The sequence below is a fragment of the Magnetospira sp. QH-2 genome, assembly GCF_000968135.1.
GTDB lineage: Bacteria > Pseudomonadota > Alphaproteobacteria > Rhodospirillales > Magnetospiraceae > Magnetospira.
The window spans coordinates 2,044,646-2,060,186 of record NZ_FO538765.1; the positions used below are offsets into that span (position 1 = coordinate 2,044,646).

Below are 15,541 nucleotides of genomic sequence, written 5' to 3' on the forward strand. Positions count from 1 at the left end.
CGTCCCATGTATATCGTGATGGTCTCTTCAGAATGCGCGCCCGTCGCCAAGGTTGGCGGTCTTGGCGACGTGGTCCCCGGATTGGCGCGGGAACTGGCCATTCGCGGCAATTCGGTGGAGGTTATCCTCCCCATGTACGATTGCATGCGCTATGACCGCATCTGGGGCCTGACGCAAGTCTTCGAAGACCTGTGGGTGCCTCACAACGACACCTGGATCCATTGTTCGGTCTTCTTTGGCACCGTTGACGATATCAAATGCTATTTCATCAAACCTCATTCCAGTGAAAACTTCTTTGATCGGGGGTTGTTCTATGGCGCCCCGGACGACGCGGCGCGCTTTGCTTTTTTCTCCCGGGCAACATTGGAATTCATGCTCAAATCTGGCAAACACCCGGACATCATCCATTGCCACGATTGGCAGACCGGTCTGGTCCCCGTCCTGCTCTACGAAATCTATAACGGCCTCGGCATGACCCACCCTCGGGTCTGCTACACCCTGCACAACGTCCACCACCAGGGCCAGTTCGGCGATCAAATTCTAACACAGGTGGGTTTAAACCCAGCCCATTTGATGACCCCAGAAAGGCTTTTGGATCATTCCTATCCTGACGCGGTGAACCTGATGAAAGGCGGCATAGTCTATGCCAACTTCACTACCACCGTGTCGCCGCGCTATGCCGACGAGATCCGCTCCAGCGACCTGGGACACGGATTGCAGCATACCTTGGGGGTGCACCATGAAACCTTCGGCGGTGTCCTGAACGGGGTCGATTACAATGTCTGGAACCCGGAAATCGATCCGCATATCCCGCACCAATACGGCCCGACCAATATCGAGCCGAAGTTCGACAACAAGGCGGCCTTGCGTCATCGGCTGATGTTGCAGGACAAATTCAAGCCCATCGTTGCCGTGATCAGCCGCCTGGACCCGCAAAAGGGCGTGCACTTGATCCGTCACGCCTTGTTCCACACCCTGGCCAATGGCGGTCAGTTCGTCCTTCTCGGATCCGGCTCCGACGCGGGAATCAATGATCATTTCTGGGAACTCAAGCACCACCTCAACGACAATCCCGATGTTCATCTGGAAATCGGCTATGACGATGAACTGGCCCACCTGATCTATGCCGGATCGGACATGATGCTGGTTCCCAGCGCCTTTGAGCCTTGCGGCCTGACCCAATTGATTGCCATGAAGTATGGAACCGTGCCGGTGGTGCGGGAAACCGGCGGCCTGGCCGACACGGTATTTGATGCCAATCACGCCCACAAACCCTACAGCGAGCGGACCGGCTACACCTTCCATCACTTTGACAACGCCGGGCTGGAAAGCGCGCTCGGACGGGCACTGGGGTTATGGTATCAGTATCCGCGCTACTTCAATCAGTTACGCTTGAACGGCATGCATAAGGATTATTCCTGGAACCATCCGGGCACCAATTACATGAACATTTTCAACTGGATCAAGAACTAGGACACAGGTCCGGCGGAGGTTTTTCAATGCGGAACGCGATCATCGGAATCATCATCGGAGTGGTTCTCGGCATGGTCCTTGGCACGTCTGTCATTGCGCCGCGCATTCCCCAGCCGGAGATCGTGCCCGAACCGGAGGAAGCCGCCGCAAAACCGGACCCAGCCCCACCGGAACCTCTCAAAGCCCACACGCATAATTGGAATTTGGCCAGCACCATTCCACCGGATATGCCTTTGTACGGTGAGTCGGTCACCGGGCTGGTCGAACGGGTCGCACACCTGCTGACCGGCGACCTGGAACTGCGTCTGCACAAACCCGATGCCCTCATCCCCATCGGCGAAACCCTTCAGGCAGTGGCCTCGGGAACGGTCGAAGCGGCGTTTGCCCCAGCATCCTTTTGGGCCGAACAGTCCCCCACCCTCGGTCTGATTGGCGGCGCCCCCTTCGGCCTTGGCCCCGCCGAGTTGCTGGCCTGGCTGGACAAGGGCGGCGGTGCGGCATTTCATCGCCAAGCCTATGAGAAATTAGGCGTTGTGGCTCTTGCTTGCGGCATCGACGGTCCCAGAGTCAGTGGCTGGTACGAAAAGCCAATCCGCAATCTATCTGATTTCAAGGACATGAAGATCGGCGCCTCAGGTCTGGAGGCGAGCTTGTTCAAACGCCTCGGTGCCGAGGTTCGACACCTCACGCCCGCCGACATGGTCACGGCCTTGAAGCTGGATGTGGTGGACTCTGTTGTCGCCCTGATGCCCTCCGCGGACCAATCCTTGGGATTGGGCAAGCAGGCGCCCTATTCCTATTGGCCCGCCTGGCATCATCAAGGGGGGGTGCTTGACCTGCTGGTTCATCCTGAATCCTGGGAGGCCTTGTCGCCACGACTGCAATCCGCGCTGGCCACGGTCTGTTCCGCCAATATGCGCCTGGGTCTATCTCAAGCGATGGACCAGTTTGAACCGCTAAAGGCGCAGCAAATGGGCGAAACACCCCCCGCCTCATGGACCAACGAGCTATTGGCTGAATTCCGCGCCGAATGGGACAAGGATTCGGAACGATTGGCGGCCATGGACAAGCTGTTTGCCAAAACCCGGGAGTCTCAGGCCAAATTCCGCCATCGCCAAGCGATTTGGCACGACCTGGCGCGACACGCCCCAGGCGAAAAGCCAGAAAAATAGGGTCAGAATAGGCTCAGCCGTCCGTGCCGGTACCAAGAGACTGGTCCGAGGGCAGCTCGTTCATTTTGGTGAGGAGGTATTCCAGGTCGTCACTTTCAAATTGGACCCCGAGATCATCGTAATGGGTCAACACCCGCTCGATGATCCGCCGCGCATAACGCTCACGGTCCCGCTCACCGCCGTCCAGAGAGGTCTGGCGCATGGCCTCGATGGCCGCCTTGACCGCCGGGTAGAACCTCTCCGGCAGTTCTGCCTTGCGGCAAATTCCCTGCAATCCCAACAAACCATCGTCATGAATGAGGAGACGAGCGTTTTCCAACGGAATCTCCGCCAACCGGGACATGGAAAACTCGAAGAATCGCAAATCTCCCATGCATAGGGCCCGGACCATGATCGACGGAGTCAGGCGACCGGTCCGATCCATTTGCAAAACCATGCGGATCAACTGTTCATCGGTTGAATCCGCGCCGATGCCCAATACCGCCCGCTCGCGACCGGCCAGAAACAGATCAGAGGCCATATGGTCCGATAGATCATGGCGCGACGCCAATTCAGCCTGATAATGTGCTGAAAGGCGCGTGACAAGACGTTCAATGACCGTTGCCGGAAGAGCAGGCCGCGAGACCATGGCCCCTTGCACCGCATCACTATGGCCGAAATTGTCGACCACTTTTTGCAACGAAGGCTCAGCGATTTGCGCGCCTTCGTTGGAGACCAAGGTCGCCACCACGGACTCATCACCACTATCCACCAGCGCATCCGACAGGCCTTCGGAAACGGATTTCCGTTGGGCGATGGCCATTTGTTTGTCGGCCCCCTGGCTGCGTACGATCTCGATCAGATCTTCGTCGGTAAGAACGTCGGAAAACTGCAGCACCGGAAGCGAGACGGATTCCACGTCATTGGCCAAGGACTTGGCCACATCATAGGGAATGGAGGGATTGTCCTTCAGGCTCTCGGCCAGGGCCTCGCGAACGCGCACCTGCGCATCTTTGACCATCACCCGAAAGATATCCTCGGCAATGGAGCGTTCCTGCTCCGAAAGGTTTTCGAGACCGAATTGTTTGGCGATTTTTTCCGCCGTTGCCGCACGGGCCTCCGGCGACGGGTCGCTCAACAGGGCCGCGACGTCTTTGCTGCTCAGCATTTGATTCTCATTGTTCACGTCTCGAAGCCCCACCGCGCCTGACCTATTCAAGCGACAAATATCAAAGCCCAAAGGTTGGTTATGTCCCGAAGGATTACATATTCACCGATCATTGACAATAACATGAAAGGTTAGCGTATGAGGCCGACTTCGCGATAGTAGCGCCGGGCCCCGGCATGCAATGGCGCGCTCAAACCCGCTCTCACCATTTCCGGCTTGGACAGATTGGCGAAAGCCGGATGCAGATCTTTGAAAGCGGCAAAATCTTCGAAAACGGCCTTGACCAATTGGTAAATCGTATCCTCTGAAACACTCGCGGAAGTGACGACCGTCGCTCCGACACCGAACGTTTTCACATCTTTCTGGTTGCCCCGGTACATCCCGCCCGGAACCACGGCGTGGCGGTAATAGATATTATCTTGCACCAATCGATCGATTGCGGCACCACTTACTTCGATCAGACGGCTCTCACAAGAGGTCGTGGCTTCCATGATGGAACCGCTGGGATGACCAACGGTAAAGACCATGGCATCGATCTTGTTCTCACAAAGCGCCTTGCTCTGCTCGGATGAGCGCAATTCGGCCGCGAGCGCGAAATCGGCCGATGTCCAGCCCAGAGCCGCCATGACCACTTCCATGGTGCCGCGCTGCCCGGACCCCGGATTGCCCATATTCACCCGCTTCCCCTTGAGACCGGCCAGATTGGTGATACCGGAATCCGCCCGCGCCACCACGGTGAAGGGCTCCGGGTGCAGGGAAAACACGGAACGGAGATCCTCATAGGGACCATCCTCGACGAATGGGCCGGTACCATGGACTCCGTGATGGTGCCAGTCCGACTGGACCACCCCCAATGTCAAATCACCGCCGCGAATGGTGCGGACGTTATAGACCGAGCCGTTGGTGCTCTCCACCGTACATCGAATTCCGTGATCCTTGCGGCCCTTATTGACCAGACGGCATATGGATCCGCCCGCGGGATAGTAAACGCCGGTCACTCCGGCGGTGCCAATGGTGATGAAGCGGTCGGTTTCCTTCTTGGGCACCGGACCTAAGGCCGCCTCCTCCGCCTCTTGGTCGCAGGCCGCGACGGTCATCGACAGCGCCAATGCCGCCAGAATGGCAACGGTCTTCCGAAGCATTGTGTGAATCCCCTTGGTCTGATTCCACGCAGTCTATCAACTTCCCTCACGCAGCCCAAGGATCCTCCGCGCATCTTCTCCGCTGGCCGCGGGGCGGCCCATCCTCTCGAGCGTTTCCCGCACCCGGACCACCTGTTCGGCATTGTCAGCCAGGGGTTTACCATAGGGAGTCGTGGTATTGTTCTCAAAGCCGATGCGGACATGGCCCCCCAGGGCCGCCGCCGTGGCCGCGCAGGCCACCTCCGACCGCCCGAAAGCGCAAACCATCCAGCTGCCTTCGTCTCCCCCCGCCATCTCCAAAAAAGGAAAGATGGCCGCCGGATCGCCGGGCGCGGAATCCGTATAACGCCCCAACACGTAAAGGACCGCCGGTCGGGTACCCGGAATGAACTTTCTGCGGCGCAGATCGCGGAACTTCATGGCATCGTCCGGCGTATGAAGAATGTATTGCGTGGCGATGCCCTCATCGGCCATCCAGTCCAGAAAATCGGCAACAACATCCAGGTCCGCCTCGGCCATCAGTTCCCGTACCGCCAGCGAGACGGCGTCAGGACGCAACTGCCGGACCACCTCCATCTGCCCTTGCGGTTCATAGATCCCGCCGGCCTCGGTGGTGATTTGCACCACCATGCGATCTTCCACCACCTCCTTCACGGCCGCCAGGGCCTCGCGATACAGCCCGGCATCGAGCACATGGCGTTGCTCGGCATCACGCACATGCAGATGGATCATCGAAGCGCCCGCCGATAGACAGTCCTTGGCACATTGGGCCAATTCAGCCGGCGTGACGGGAAGAGCCGGATGATCGGCCTTGGTGCGTCGCGCCCCGTTGGGCGCCACGGCGATAACAACCGGTGCGTTGATCATGATATGTCTCCCCTGCCCGTTGAAATAACGAGCATGGGTGCGGGCGGCCCCGGCTGTCAATGCGAGGAGTCAAGCCACGGCGAATACCGCCTGGTCGATGGAGTCCTGTTAGTGGAGCATCAGCCCATGAGACGCGCGGTCTTCAAAGAAAGCCACATTGCCTTCGGTCTGAATCATGGTCATGGCCGCCTGCAGGGCTTCCTTGTCCGACGTAAAGGGTCGATACCACTCAACGGAAATCCCTTGATCGTTCACAACCTCCAAAGACCAGAATTCTTGCTCGGCCGATCGAAAGATATCGATCATGAAAACATGGGACATGAAGGGAAATTTGCAGGATAGCTCGGAAGTGATTCGCTCTGTGGTCATGGAAGATAATCCCCCGTTCCTTGGATACCCTATTATCCTAAAGGATATCACAAAGAGTCGCTGTGATTGAGGTCACAGAGCGGAACAGGAATTGAGGCTGTCGGCGGATATTGGTCGGGGAGACTGGATTAAAACACCCACCTCCCAGTATATTGATATATATGAAACTTTCAAAATTATGTGTACCGTTAGCCAATGTGTACCGGTACAGTACACCCGCAGAATCAGCGATACAAGCCCCTTGAACTAACACCCTTTCTAATTCTCCAGGGCCTGCCGCCCTGCCCTCCCCCAATACCCAAAAAAGGAAATGCAGATGACCTCACCACGGTTGCCCGTAAAGGGCCTCCGGGCGGTAGCCACGCCTGTGGACACTTACCACCGCCCGTCACAACGCGGAGTCGCAGCCCCAGATACATCCAAGGCAACCACTCTGGAGCAGCTAGGCAACGCTCTCAGCACCCTGAACCCAAAACTGGAAAACTTCTTTGTCACCCAGAGGAAACAGCAGGAAGCCGCCGCTCTGGCCCAAGGTGCCAAGGTATTTTATGACCGGAAGATCGGGGAGAACCAGCACGGCTGGAATTCCCTCATGGATAGCCTGAAGAAGTCCAACCCCGAGCAATTTGAAGAACTCCAGGGAGCCAACCCGCATGTGAAACGGGGCTATGAGCAGTCCTTTGCCAAACAGAAAGGCTTGGAGTTCCACGATTTCCTGTCCGATGAATACAGCAAGAACCCGGAGATCGACGGCAAGAGCCTGTGGGAAATCGACGACGCCGGTGCCATGGGCTCCTGGATGCACGAAATGCAGCGGACCTTTGCCGAAACCCACGGTATCAATGACATCGACGACGCCACCGCCTTGGACCATTTCTATCCCCAGGTCCGGGAGACACAGAAGAACTGGCTTCGAACCAACGTCTCCGAACGGCGCAAGCAGATGGTGGACAAGCGCCTGTCTCAGGTGGGTGAAGTTGTCACCTCAGCAATCTACGGCGCCATCGTGAATGATGGCTGGCTCCTGGACCCGGAGAGCGCCACCATTCAACTGGCCAAGGTGCTGTCCGAACAAGCCGACAAGGCGAAACAGGATGGTGTCCGCGACTTCAAACGGATCAATGATCAGGTCTTGTCCTCGGTCATTGCCGTAGCCAGGGCCAACAATGATCTCGATATTCTCGACATCCTGGAGCATGTGCAGACCTCCCCGGGGAGCTATCTCTCCCGCATTCCGGCCAACCGTGCCGCCATTGAGCAGGCCCGCACCGCCATCAAGAAGCAGGAACGGGAAGAGATCCTTTGGCGGGAAGGACGGGCAGAGAAGCTGCGGAAGAAGATTTCCGAGGCAGTCGTTGGTCCCGTCTATCAGCAACTGGATGACGCCCTCTTGGATCCCGAGGTAAGTGTTCATGATCTTCGGCAGGCGGTCAGTACCGCCAAGAAGCGCCTGAGTAAGAACAATCTGACAGCCGATGCCCGCACCCTGGAGGACTACTACAGCCGCATGGTCCGTAGTGAGCTGGATACACCGCTGGACGACTTCGCCTATTTCTCCATGGTGGATCGGATCATGCGCGGTGATGCCTCTCTCCAGGACATCTATGCGGGAACCGGGATCAGCTGGAATCAGGATATCGCCCGGCAGCTGACCCAGGACTATAAGTTCTACCATCGTCGCGAGGAGGATAAGGAAAACCGGCTGTCCGAGCAGGATAACCGAGCCCTGAACTCCCTCCGGGCGGTTCAGAACGGCTACAACTCCCGGATCAGACGGGCAGTCACTGGAGTGGATAGTCTCACGGCCATGACCGACACCGGCCTTGCCCGTCGTGCGGCTGAAGCCGAGCTGGCCTTCGCTGCCCGCTTCCGGACCACCCTGGACAAGCTGGACCATATCCCTGATGCCCTGGAGGCCTCGGAGATCGGGGACAAGCTCTATACCAGCATTATCAATGATCCCCAGTTCCTGCCCCCGGAGGCCTCGGATACCCCGCGCCGGGTACTCTCCCCGGAGGAAGGGAGCAAGGTGAAGGAAAAGTCCGGCAACGCGCCCTTCAACTCCAGCATGTGGGATGCCCTGCGGATGGCCCCGGATGCACTGAAGGCGCAAGCCGGGACACAGGGGATGTTCGGAGAGACCCGAGCGGAGTTTGAAACCTACGCCGACCTGTCCAGGGATGGCCTTGGGCCGCTGCCTCAGTTTGCCCAGAAGATGGGTATCAAGGTGGAAAACTTGATCCGGATGCAGATGCGGTTCTATCCGCAGCCTGAGAAATAGGAGGCACCCATGGACCCTTCTATCATCGTGACCGGTGTTCTGGTCAGTGTGCTGCTCTTGGTTCACCTGCCGTGGGATCGGTGGTGGGGCTGAACGAGTAAGACGGGGGCGGCTCTGGTGGGCTGCCTCTACTTGCTTTCTCGGCCCTTGTGGTTCATGCCCATCTTATCCATCACCTTGTCCAGTATAGGATTCGGATGCTTGGTGGCCCCTTTCGGCTCTTCAAGCTTGTCAGCGGGGTTAAATGTCAGCTCGAAGAAGGTTGCGGCTGCGATTTCATTCTCATATTCAGGCGCCTGTTCCTTGAAACCATCAACCCCCATTGCCAAGGAATACTTATACCTATAGTGCTCTTTCAATTGAAATAGGTGGTGGTGCTGCGCCGCGCTGAAGCGTGTCAGCCAAATCGCTGGCACCATCAGCAATACCAGGGCCAAGGTTTTCCCAAGATCAACGCCATCAGCCACAGCATCTATGGCTCCCTCAATCACCTCCCCTTTTGCAGCAACTTCAGGGCCGGTTTTGGCAGCCTCAGAGGTTTGAGTAATCACAGAAGGCGGGTCGCTGAGATCAATTGACTTGTACAGGTATCCTGCCAGCGGTAATGCAGAGCCAATAAGGAGCGTGATCGACACATAGAATGCAAGCTTGGCCCATTGTAGTTTGCCATTGATTTCCTCCAAGGTCTCACTGAATGTCGTAGCCAACCCAGCATTCGTTGCCCCCTTGAGCATCATGTTGGCCTTCTCTATGAGCTGGCCTGCCTCCTTGTTCTTCTCCTCCAAGGACAGCCCCAGATTGTCGGTTAGCTCCTTGTTGGTCTGATACTTGGCATTTCTTTCATCCAGCGCAGCCTGAAATTCCTCGAACTCAATACCATAACGCTCCACTGCCTGCTTGAGTGCAGCGGACTGGTCACTGACCTCGCGGACAGATGCAATCACGGTAGTCGATTCCTGATCCCGCTGGACAACGGCAGCCTGAAGCTCATTGACGTTCTTCAACGCCTTGGCAACCACTTCACAGGCGGAGTTCGCCTGTTCGGCGTGGTTGGTGGCATCGTTGAGTCGAAACGATGCCTCGGAAGTGATTTCTTCGATTTCGGCTCTTTTGGTCTCCGCATCGCTGAGAATTCCAGCCATGGCCTCCGCTGCATGAGCAAATGCGGAGTACCCAGGGCTGCTGACAATTCCGGCGATCTGGTAAAACTGGATCAGGACGGAATCCATTTTGTTGACCACGTTCTGAAGCAGCGACGCGAAATTGTGTTCTGCCCCGGTCGCCGCAATACGCACAACCCAGTTGCTTGGGGTTAGGGTGCTGACTGCGCCTTTCTTGTTACCCTCATCACTCCGTGCCTTCAGTGTCAATACGTCTGGAATAAGCCGATCCAGGTGGCTCTTCAGCCCTGTTATATGGGAATCAGGGATGGGCGAAGTGCTCTCCACGTCCTTGAGAGACTGAAGCAGGCCACACATGGCCACCACCCGCTCATTTACCTCCTGGAGCAGGAAGTTTGTCCCCGGGATCGGTGCTTCCAGGTTGAACCGCTCACCATTCGGAGCCTCAGCCTTCAGCAGGAACCTGTTGATACCCTCCCAGGACTCCTGGATCTGTTCACCCAGCTGCGCTGCTTCTGCTAGACGCTCTTGCATTCCCCTACCTCTCATCCGAATATTGTGTCAAGTATATACACCAATTTCGAGCGTCAGTGTGTGGTAATTGCCAAGCTTCTTTCGGGCCAAATTTCTGAGTGGGTATACGCTATACTCTCGTTGGAAAATTCCCCCCGGTGGGGTGCCCTCTTGGCGTCCAGCCAGCTGAGAGTGCCCTTCCCAGCTCCCCAGTGAATCCACCAGCAACTCTTCCTCCCGCGCTGCTCCAACGCGATTGACCATCCCGCCCAAACCCATTACAATACTCTCATCGTTCGTTGAGAGATATGTCATGGATAAGTTCATCGCCTACTATCGTGTCTCCACCAAGCGGCAGGGTCACTCTGGCCTCGGCCTGGAAGCCCAGCAGACAGCCGTGAAGGCATACCTGGAGGGCAAGGGCTGGCCTCCTGTCGAGGAGTTCACCGAGGTAGAGAGCGGGAAAAAGGCAGACCGCCCGGAGCTGGGCAAGGCTCTGACTCTATGTCGTATCCATGGTGCCACTCTGGTGATTGCCAAACTGGACCGACTGTCCCGCAACGCGGCCTTCCTCATGACGCTGAGAGACAGCGGGGTGAAGTTCGTGGCAGCCGACATGCCCGATGCCACGCACCTGACCGTGGGAATCATGGCCGTTGTTGCTCAGGATGAGGCAGAGAGGATCAGCGCGAGGACCAAGGCAGCCCTAGCAGCGGCCAAGGAGCGAGGGACGGAGCTAGGCGGCTTCCGGGGATACGTCCCCACGGATGATGATAGGACCAGGGCCACCGAGGCCAAGAAGGAGAAGGCCAGGGCCTGGGCTGCGGACCTATTGCCAATCATTGAAGAGATCAGGGCTACGGGGGTGGACAGCCTGGGTGGCATCGCAAGGGCATTGAACGACCGGCGCATTCCCACTGCACGGGGCGGAAGGTGGCAGGCGGTGCAGGTGAAGCGGGTATTGGAATCCGGGTGACACCTCAGTGATACGTGTGCGGCTGCGAGCTGCCTTGCCTGTCTTTTGTACCATTTTTTTCTGTCTATCACGGGCTGGCACCACCGGTGCTCCAGTTGGAAAATGGTGTGGGTGGATTAACCACACATCAAGTTCGTAATACATCATATTCTACAGCATTCTATTAAGTTGCACTTAAGCCCCCACCCGTTGCTGCGTTAGCAACCAATGGGAGGCTAACCTCATCTAGATACATCTCATACAATCACGAAAGGAAGAACGGCATGACCGTTGAACCGAACATATTTGTCGAGTCCATGACCAAGCGCTGGTCCACGCTTGGCAACACTCCCAGCCCACGCTTGCAGGCCGTGTGGCGCATCATGGCTGAAACTTTCAACACTCAAATCGAGAACCACGACAGTGACCAAGCGACTCGCTGGAGGGTCTTGAACCCGGAAACCGGCGCGGGGAAGACGCAGGGCCTCTCGGTCTACTGCTCCTTGCTCGCTGAAGAGGATCACCCCGGAGTTCTGATCATCACCCGGATGAAGGTCCAGGCGGATGAGATCGCCGACACGATCAACCTATTGGCCGGTGACGAAGGTACCGCCCTCGCCTACCACAGTGACAACCGCGTCCCGGTCATCAACCTGCTTCACCATCCCGTCCTAGTCATCACCCACAAAGCCTATGAAATCGGCATGGACGCGGTAAACCGTGGTCAACCTGAAGCGTCGAACTGGGACAACTACCACGCTTTCAAGGAAGGTCAGCGTAGGTTGGTGATCATTGATGAGGCCTTGGATATCTTAGAAGAGGCCCGGGTCAACCTGGACAAGGTGAACCATGTCTTGGGTCTGATCCCCTCCAAGATCCAGGAAGAACACCCGCTCCAGATTGAAGCCGTGAATTGGATCAAAGATATATTCGAAGAGATGCAGAAGCGTGGAAAAGGCCGTACTGAGAACCACAGCCGGGCGCTCTACAATGGGCATTTGGATTATCCTGAGAGTCGGGACATGTCTTGCCTACGTCGTGCCCTTGTTGGCGTTCGGTTCGACCTGAGTGTCAGTGGCAGAGAGGATGCTGCCGAAAACCGCCGTATCCGGATGAAGATCGACGGATACCTGAAGGACATCCAAGCCATCATGAGCCATTGGAACTGGTACACCAAACTGTCGACCGAGGGGCACACGATCAACACCGCCCGCATGATCATCCCTGAAGATATCAAGGGAGCGGTGGTTCTGGATGCTACAGCTTCCGCCAATGTGGTCTATGACCTGTTCGACCGAGCGACCTTCACCGAGACCCCAAGGTGTCGGAAGTACGGGAACGTGACCTTGCACGTCTCCAAGGGGCATTCGGTGGGCAAGGTATCACTGACCAGGAAGGCCAAGGACGTGGCTGAGAAGCTGTTCAGCAACATCACCGAGAAGTTGGGCGAGGACCGGAAGGTCTTCATGGTCTGTCATCAGGCCCTAGAGCCGCATCTGATCCAATACCAGGATGCCCACTTCAGTTCATACGACGTGGGCCATTGGTGGGCGTTGGACGGTCGCAACGACTGGCAGGACTATGACGCTGCCGTGATTTTCGGTTTGCCCTACAGGGATCCGACATGGTCAGCAAATGCCTTCATGGCCCTACAGGGGCAGCGATCAACCAGCTGGCTGAACAGCGATGGAGATCGCCCGTTCAAGACCTACCGTGACATTCGGCAGGCTCTTAACACGGGGCATATCGTGGTGTCAGTGATCCAGGCCATCAATCGTATCCGGACCCGTCGTGTGATCGACGAAGATGGAAACTGTAGTACAGCTGATGTGTTCCTCCTACTGCCTGGGGGCGAGACCGGGGAGACCATTCTTGAAGGGATTGCACGGGAGATGCCGGGAATTGAAGTGGTGGACTGGAAGTTCAAGGACGCCACCCGCAAGCCGCGACGGTCAAACCATGCAGAAGCTCTGGTCCGGTACATGGTGAGTATGAGACCAGGGAAGAAGGCAGTCACTCGGGTACGGGAGGAACTGGGGATCCCGTCGTCCACCTGGGAGCGGCTGACCGTGCGTCTCAAAGATCCTGAAGATGAATTGGCAATTCGATTAGAGGAAGTGGGCTGTCGGTACATCCTGGGGAATGTCGGAAGGCGGGTTCATGCTTTCCTGACCAAGGACGAACGACCACGGGTGACCCCCATATAATCCACCCCCTCCTCTATAGGGATAAGTGGGGGCCATCGATCAATCAATCCTACCCCGCCCTTCTCTTTGGTCACCACGATCAGTGGCCCGGGCGTAGCAACTCTTGTCCATCATCAGCAGGCTTCAGTGTCACCGCCCGATGAGCTGAAGTGGAGACCAGAAAGGGTGGCGGGGTACAGGGAAGCACGATCAGTGGCCCCAGAGATCAACCTCAGTCGGATTTATCTCTCCGGTTCCCTCTCTCTCTGCGCCTCAACCACGGCCTGCGCTTCATCACGCTCCTGGGTCAGGCGTTCAACTTTGGAGCTGAGAATTCCCATGGCCTTCAGGACTAGTTCATCCTCGCTCATCTCCCCCGTCTTCACCTTCTCCTCACCCATGATGTAGGCTCCGTCCTTGCGGATGGTCGGGAGGACTTCGCGAGTTACCCAGTCCTGGAACGGTTGGGCCTTCTCCTTATCGGAGCGCATGATGAGTTTGTAGAGGCCAGACTCAGGCACGATCAGGGTCATCGGATGGAGACCCCCAATGTTGTTGGGGCTCACTTCGCGGAGCTGCGCCACCTCATCTTGGTGCAGGTGACGAACAGCCATCGTGGTGTTCACGTCTACGCGCCCGTGTCTCTCTCGAATGTACGATCCGAGAACATAGCAAACGTCCACTGCGACGAACCACGGCTCGTCATCAATGGTCACCACGCGGATCTTGTGGAGGTCTGCCTCGGTGTAGGCACCCACTATTCAGAATGGTGGGTGGTCTGACAATCTGCCCGACTGACTTGGTGAACAGCAGGTCCAATGTTCCCCCGCACATTATGCTGGGAAGACCGTCATCCAATCGTTGAAAAAGACATCACCCGCCCTGCGGCAACCCGCCTGAGACCTTCTCACATGTGGGAAGTTCTTTCGTAATATCAATAGCATAGATAGAATTTTTCAGACATACAAGGCTGGTATTCTCTGACTCGCTGACTCATTGTCTCTCCTCCACTTCAACAGAATCCGGAGAACAAGCCTGTGTCCATCAACATCAAGAACACCTTTGTCATTGAGCTGCACCGCTGGTCCATCTTTCTCATCGCCCCGTTGGTGGGAGACCTCTTCCTCAGCCGCCACGTCCTGGCAATCAATTCCAAGGAGTATTACTTATCCTAATACCATCAAAATTATTAGGTTGCACTTAAGCGGGAGCAGAACCGCCACGGCAGCCTGTCTCGGTTCCCTCGCCTTCCTCACCAGCGCAATCATGCGCATCCGACATCCGGAAAGGACCCCAAGACATGAACAACACCACTGCACTGACCCGTACCCCCCTGTCCCTCCTTGCGAACGCCATCAACCACCACCATGACCTCGTGAAGTCTCACACCAAAGGGATGCTCCTGGAGGCACAGGCTGCCGGGGAGAAGTTGCTCCAGGCGAAGAAGGAAGTGGAGCATGGAGAGTTCAAGCCGTGGATCGCTGAGAACTGCTGGTTCAGCTACGCCACAGCGAAACGCTACATGCGGGTCGCCAAGCTCCACGACAAAGGGCTCAAGGTTGAGCCTTTTGAGGACGGCATGGCCGCCTTCCTCGACGCTCACGCTGAGAAGAAGGAACGTCCCGCCCAGCTAAACGCATCCCACTTCCACGAAGAGGACGCGGAGTATGTCCTCAAGCTTAACGCTCTGGTCGAGCGTGGTGTCGGTGGAGAGGCCGACAACGCCGCTCGGAAGCTGGATGTCCACGCTGCCCGCTTCGGCATGACCGGTGAAGAGGTGGTCGAGAAGGCGCTGAAGGTGAAACCCGAGGTGGTCGAGAACCCGATTGAAGATGCCATGAACGCGGAGGTGGAACGGCTGCTGAAGCCGTATCTGAGCATGAACAAGGGCGAGCTTCTACATGTGATCCTGGATTTCGTCCTGGCACAGGGAGGGAAATGACATGACCGTACAACTTACAACGAAGCAGAAAGCCGCACTCTTTGATCGGATGCTTGAAGAGGGTGGTGTCGAACCCCAGTACCTGATTGCCGACATGAGCACCTCTCTTGCTGACGCGGTGCGGAAGAAGTCCAAGCACACCTTCACCAGTGAGAACACAGGGCTGACCATCACCTCTTTGTTCGCTGTGTTACAGGCCATGGGGTTCACCTACAACAAGCGGTCGCCGACTGCACGGCAGCGGTGGGCACAGGCGGGGGACATCGCTGCATCGTTCCCGTCCTTCCAACGCATCCCACTTCCACGAAGAGGACGCGGGAGAAGCACAACCTTTCGCACAAATTTTTCATAAGACCTCAATCATAATCAATTA

At 56.9% G+C, this 15,541-nt stretch carries 14 protein-coding genes; 8 read left to right on the forward strand and 6 right to left on the reverse strand.

All coding sequences use genetic code 11. From position 1 onward, the window contains the following. The first annotated feature begins 6 nt into the window (after positions 1-6). A complete protein-coding gene (locus tag MGMAQ_RS09670) occupies positions 7-1,473 on the forward strand; it encodes a glycogen synthase (RefSeq protein WP_046021380.1) in 1,467 nt (488 codons plus the stop codon). A 26-nt stretch (positions 1,474-1,499) separates the two neighbouring features. Further along, complete coding sequence (locus tag MGMAQ_RS09675) at positions 1,500-2,645, forward strand: hypothetical protein (protein WP_046021381.1); 1,146 nt, start codon at positions 1,500-1,502, stop codon at positions 2,643-2,645. A 13-nt stretch (positions 2,646-2,658) separates the two neighbouring features. Here the strand turns inward: MGMAQ_RS09675 and MGMAQ_RS09680 are convergent, their stop codons facing one another. The 4 genes from MGMAQ_RS09680 to MGMAQ_RS09695 all read right to left on the reverse strand — a co-directional run bounded on the left by MGMAQ_RS09680 (position 2,659) and on the right by MGMAQ_RS09695 (position 6,170). Next, positions 2,659-3,792: a DUF2336 domain-containing protein gene (locus MGMAQ_RS09680; RefSeq protein WP_046021382.1), complete on the reverse strand. Its 1,134-nt coding sequence runs from the start codon at positions 3,790-3,792 to the stop codon at positions 2,659-2,661. Between the two features lie 131 nt (positions 3,793-3,923). Then, positions 3,924-4,934 (reverse strand): TAXI family TRAP transporter solute-binding subunit, encoded by a 1,011-nt coding sequence (locus tag MGMAQ_RS09685; RefSeq protein WP_082085363.1) that lies wholly within the window; start codon positions 4,932-4,934, stop codon positions 3,924-3,926. A 36-nt stretch (positions 4,935-4,970) separates the two neighbouring features. Further along, a complete protein-coding gene (locus MGMAQ_RS09690) occupies positions 4,971-5,801 on the reverse strand; it encodes a 3-keto-5-aminohexanoate cleavage protein (protein WP_046021383.1) in 831 nt (276 codons plus the stop codon). Positions 5,802-5,909: 108 nt separating this feature from the next. After that, positions 5,910-6,170, reverse strand: a complete 261-nt coding sequence (locus MGMAQ_RS09695; protein WP_046021384.1) for a hypothetical protein — start codon at positions 6,168-6,170, stop codon at positions 5,910-5,912. Between the two features lie 316 nt (positions 6,171-6,486). Here MGMAQ_RS09695 and MGMAQ_RS09700 point away from each other — a divergent pair, with 316 nt between their 5' ends. Then, positions 6,487-8,451: a hypothetical protein gene (locus tag MGMAQ_RS09700; protein ID WP_046021385.1), complete on the forward strand. Its 1,965-nt coding sequence runs from the start codon at positions 6,487-6,489 to the stop codon at positions 8,449-8,451. A gap of 128 nt (positions 8,452-8,579) precedes the next feature. On the opposite strand, the gene MGMAQ_RS09705 is transcribed toward MGMAQ_RS09700, so the two are convergent. Then, entirely contained in the window at positions 8,580-10,106 is a 1,527-nt protein-coding gene (locus MGMAQ_RS09705; RefSeq protein ID WP_046021386.1) for a hypothetical protein, read from the reverse strand. Between the two features lie 292 nt (positions 10,107-10,398). On the opposite strand from MGMAQ_RS09705, the gene MGMAQ_RS09715 reads away from it, so the two are divergent. Together MGMAQ_RS09715 and MGMAQ_RS09720 are read left to right on the forward strand one after the other, a co-directional pair. Further along, complete coding sequence (locus MGMAQ_RS09715) at positions 10,399-11,061, forward strand: recombinase family protein (protein ID WP_046021388.1); 663 nt, start codon at positions 10,399-10,401, stop codon at positions 11,059-11,061. Between the two features lie 263 nt (positions 11,062-11,324). Beyond that, positions 11,325-13,247, forward strand: a complete 1,923-nt coding sequence (locus tag MGMAQ_RS09720) for a DEAD/DEAH box helicase family protein (protein WP_046021389.1) — start codon at positions 11,325-11,327, stop codon at positions 13,245-13,247. Between the two features lie 221 nt (positions 13,248-13,468). Here the strand turns inward: MGMAQ_RS09720 and MGMAQ_RS09725 are convergent, their stop codons facing one another. Further along, positions 13,469-13,984, reverse strand: a complete 516-nt coding sequence (locus tag MGMAQ_RS09725; RefSeq protein WP_198409111.1) for a BRO family protein — start codon at positions 13,982-13,984, stop codon at positions 13,469-13,471. Positions 13,985-14,263: 279 nt separating this feature from the next. Here MGMAQ_RS09725 and MGMAQ_RS21050 point away from each other — a divergent pair, with 279 nt between their 5' ends. The 3 genes from MGMAQ_RS21050 to MGMAQ_RS09735 all read left to right on the forward strand — a co-directional run bounded on the left by MGMAQ_RS21050 (position 14,264) and on the right by MGMAQ_RS09735 (position 15,520). Continuing rightward, positions 14,264-14,401, forward strand: coding sequence for a hypothetical protein (locus MGMAQ_RS21050; protein WP_158498828.1), 138 nt, complete (start codon positions 14,264-14,266; stop codon positions 14,399-14,401). Between the two features lie 125 nt (positions 14,402-14,526). Continuing rightward, positions 14,527-15,168 (forward strand): DUF3102 domain-containing protein, encoded by a 642-nt coding sequence (locus tag MGMAQ_RS19555; RefSeq protein ID WP_052716291.1) that lies wholly within the window; start codon positions 14,527-14,529, stop codon positions 15,166-15,168. Position 15,169: 1 nt separating this feature from the next. Then, the gene (locus MGMAQ_RS09735) at positions 15,170-15,520 is read left to right on the forward strand and encodes a hypothetical protein (protein ID WP_046021391.1); all 351 of its coding nucleotides are present in this window, start codon (positions 15,170-15,172) and stop codon (positions 15,518-15,520) included. The last annotated feature ends 21 nt before the right edge of the window (positions 15,521-15,541 follow it).

Bases quoted from the DNA above. Each gene is read 5' to 3' on its own strand.
- MGMAQ_RS09705 (WP_046021386.1), bottom strand. From the start codon at position 10,106: ATGCAAGAGCGTCTAGCAGAAGCAGCGCAGCTGGGTGAACAGATCCAG.
- MGMAQ_RS09720 (WP_046021389.1), top strand. From the start codon at position 11,325: ATGACCGTTGAACCGAACATATTTGTCGAGTCCATGACCAAGCGCTGG.
- MGMAQ_RS09680 (WP_046021382.1), bottom strand. From the start codon at position 3,792: ATGCTGAGCAGCAAAGACGTCGCGGCCCTGTTGAGCGACCCGTCGCCG.
- MGMAQ_RS09735 (WP_046021391.1), top strand. From the start codon at position 15,170: ATGACCGTACAACTTACAACGAAGCAGAAAGCCGCACTCTTTGATCGG.
- MGMAQ_RS09695 (WP_046021384.1), bottom strand. From the start codon at position 6,170: ATGACCACAGAGCGAATCACTTCCGAGCTATCCTGCAAATTTCCCTTC.
- MGMAQ_RS19555 (WP_052716291.1), top strand. From the start codon at position 14,527: ATGAACAACACCACTGCACTGACCCGTACCCCCCTGTCCCTCCTTGCG.
- MGMAQ_RS09690 (WP_046021383.1), bottom strand. From the start codon at position 5,801: ATGATCAACGCACCGGTTGTTATCGCCGTGGCGCCCAACGGGGCGCGA.
- MGMAQ_RS09675 (WP_046021381.1), top strand. From the start codon at position 1,500: ATGCGGAACGCGATCATCGGAATCATCATCGGAGTGGTTCTCGGCATG.
- MGMAQ_RS09685 (WP_082085363.1), bottom strand. From the start codon at position 4,934: ATGCTTCGGAAGACCGTTGCCATTCTGGCGGCATTGGCGCTGTCGATG.
- MGMAQ_RS09670 (WP_046021380.1), top strand. From the start codon at position 7: ATGTATATCGTGATGGTCTCTTCAGAATGCGCGCCCGTCGCCAAGGTT.
- MGMAQ_RS09700 (WP_046021385.1), top strand. From the start codon at position 6,487: ATGACCTCACCACGGTTGCCCGTAAAGGGCCTCCGGGCGGTAGCCACG.
- MGMAQ_RS09715 (WP_046021388.1), top strand. From the start codon at position 10,399: ATGGATAAGTTCATCGCCTACTATCGTGTCTCCACCAAGCGGCAGGGT.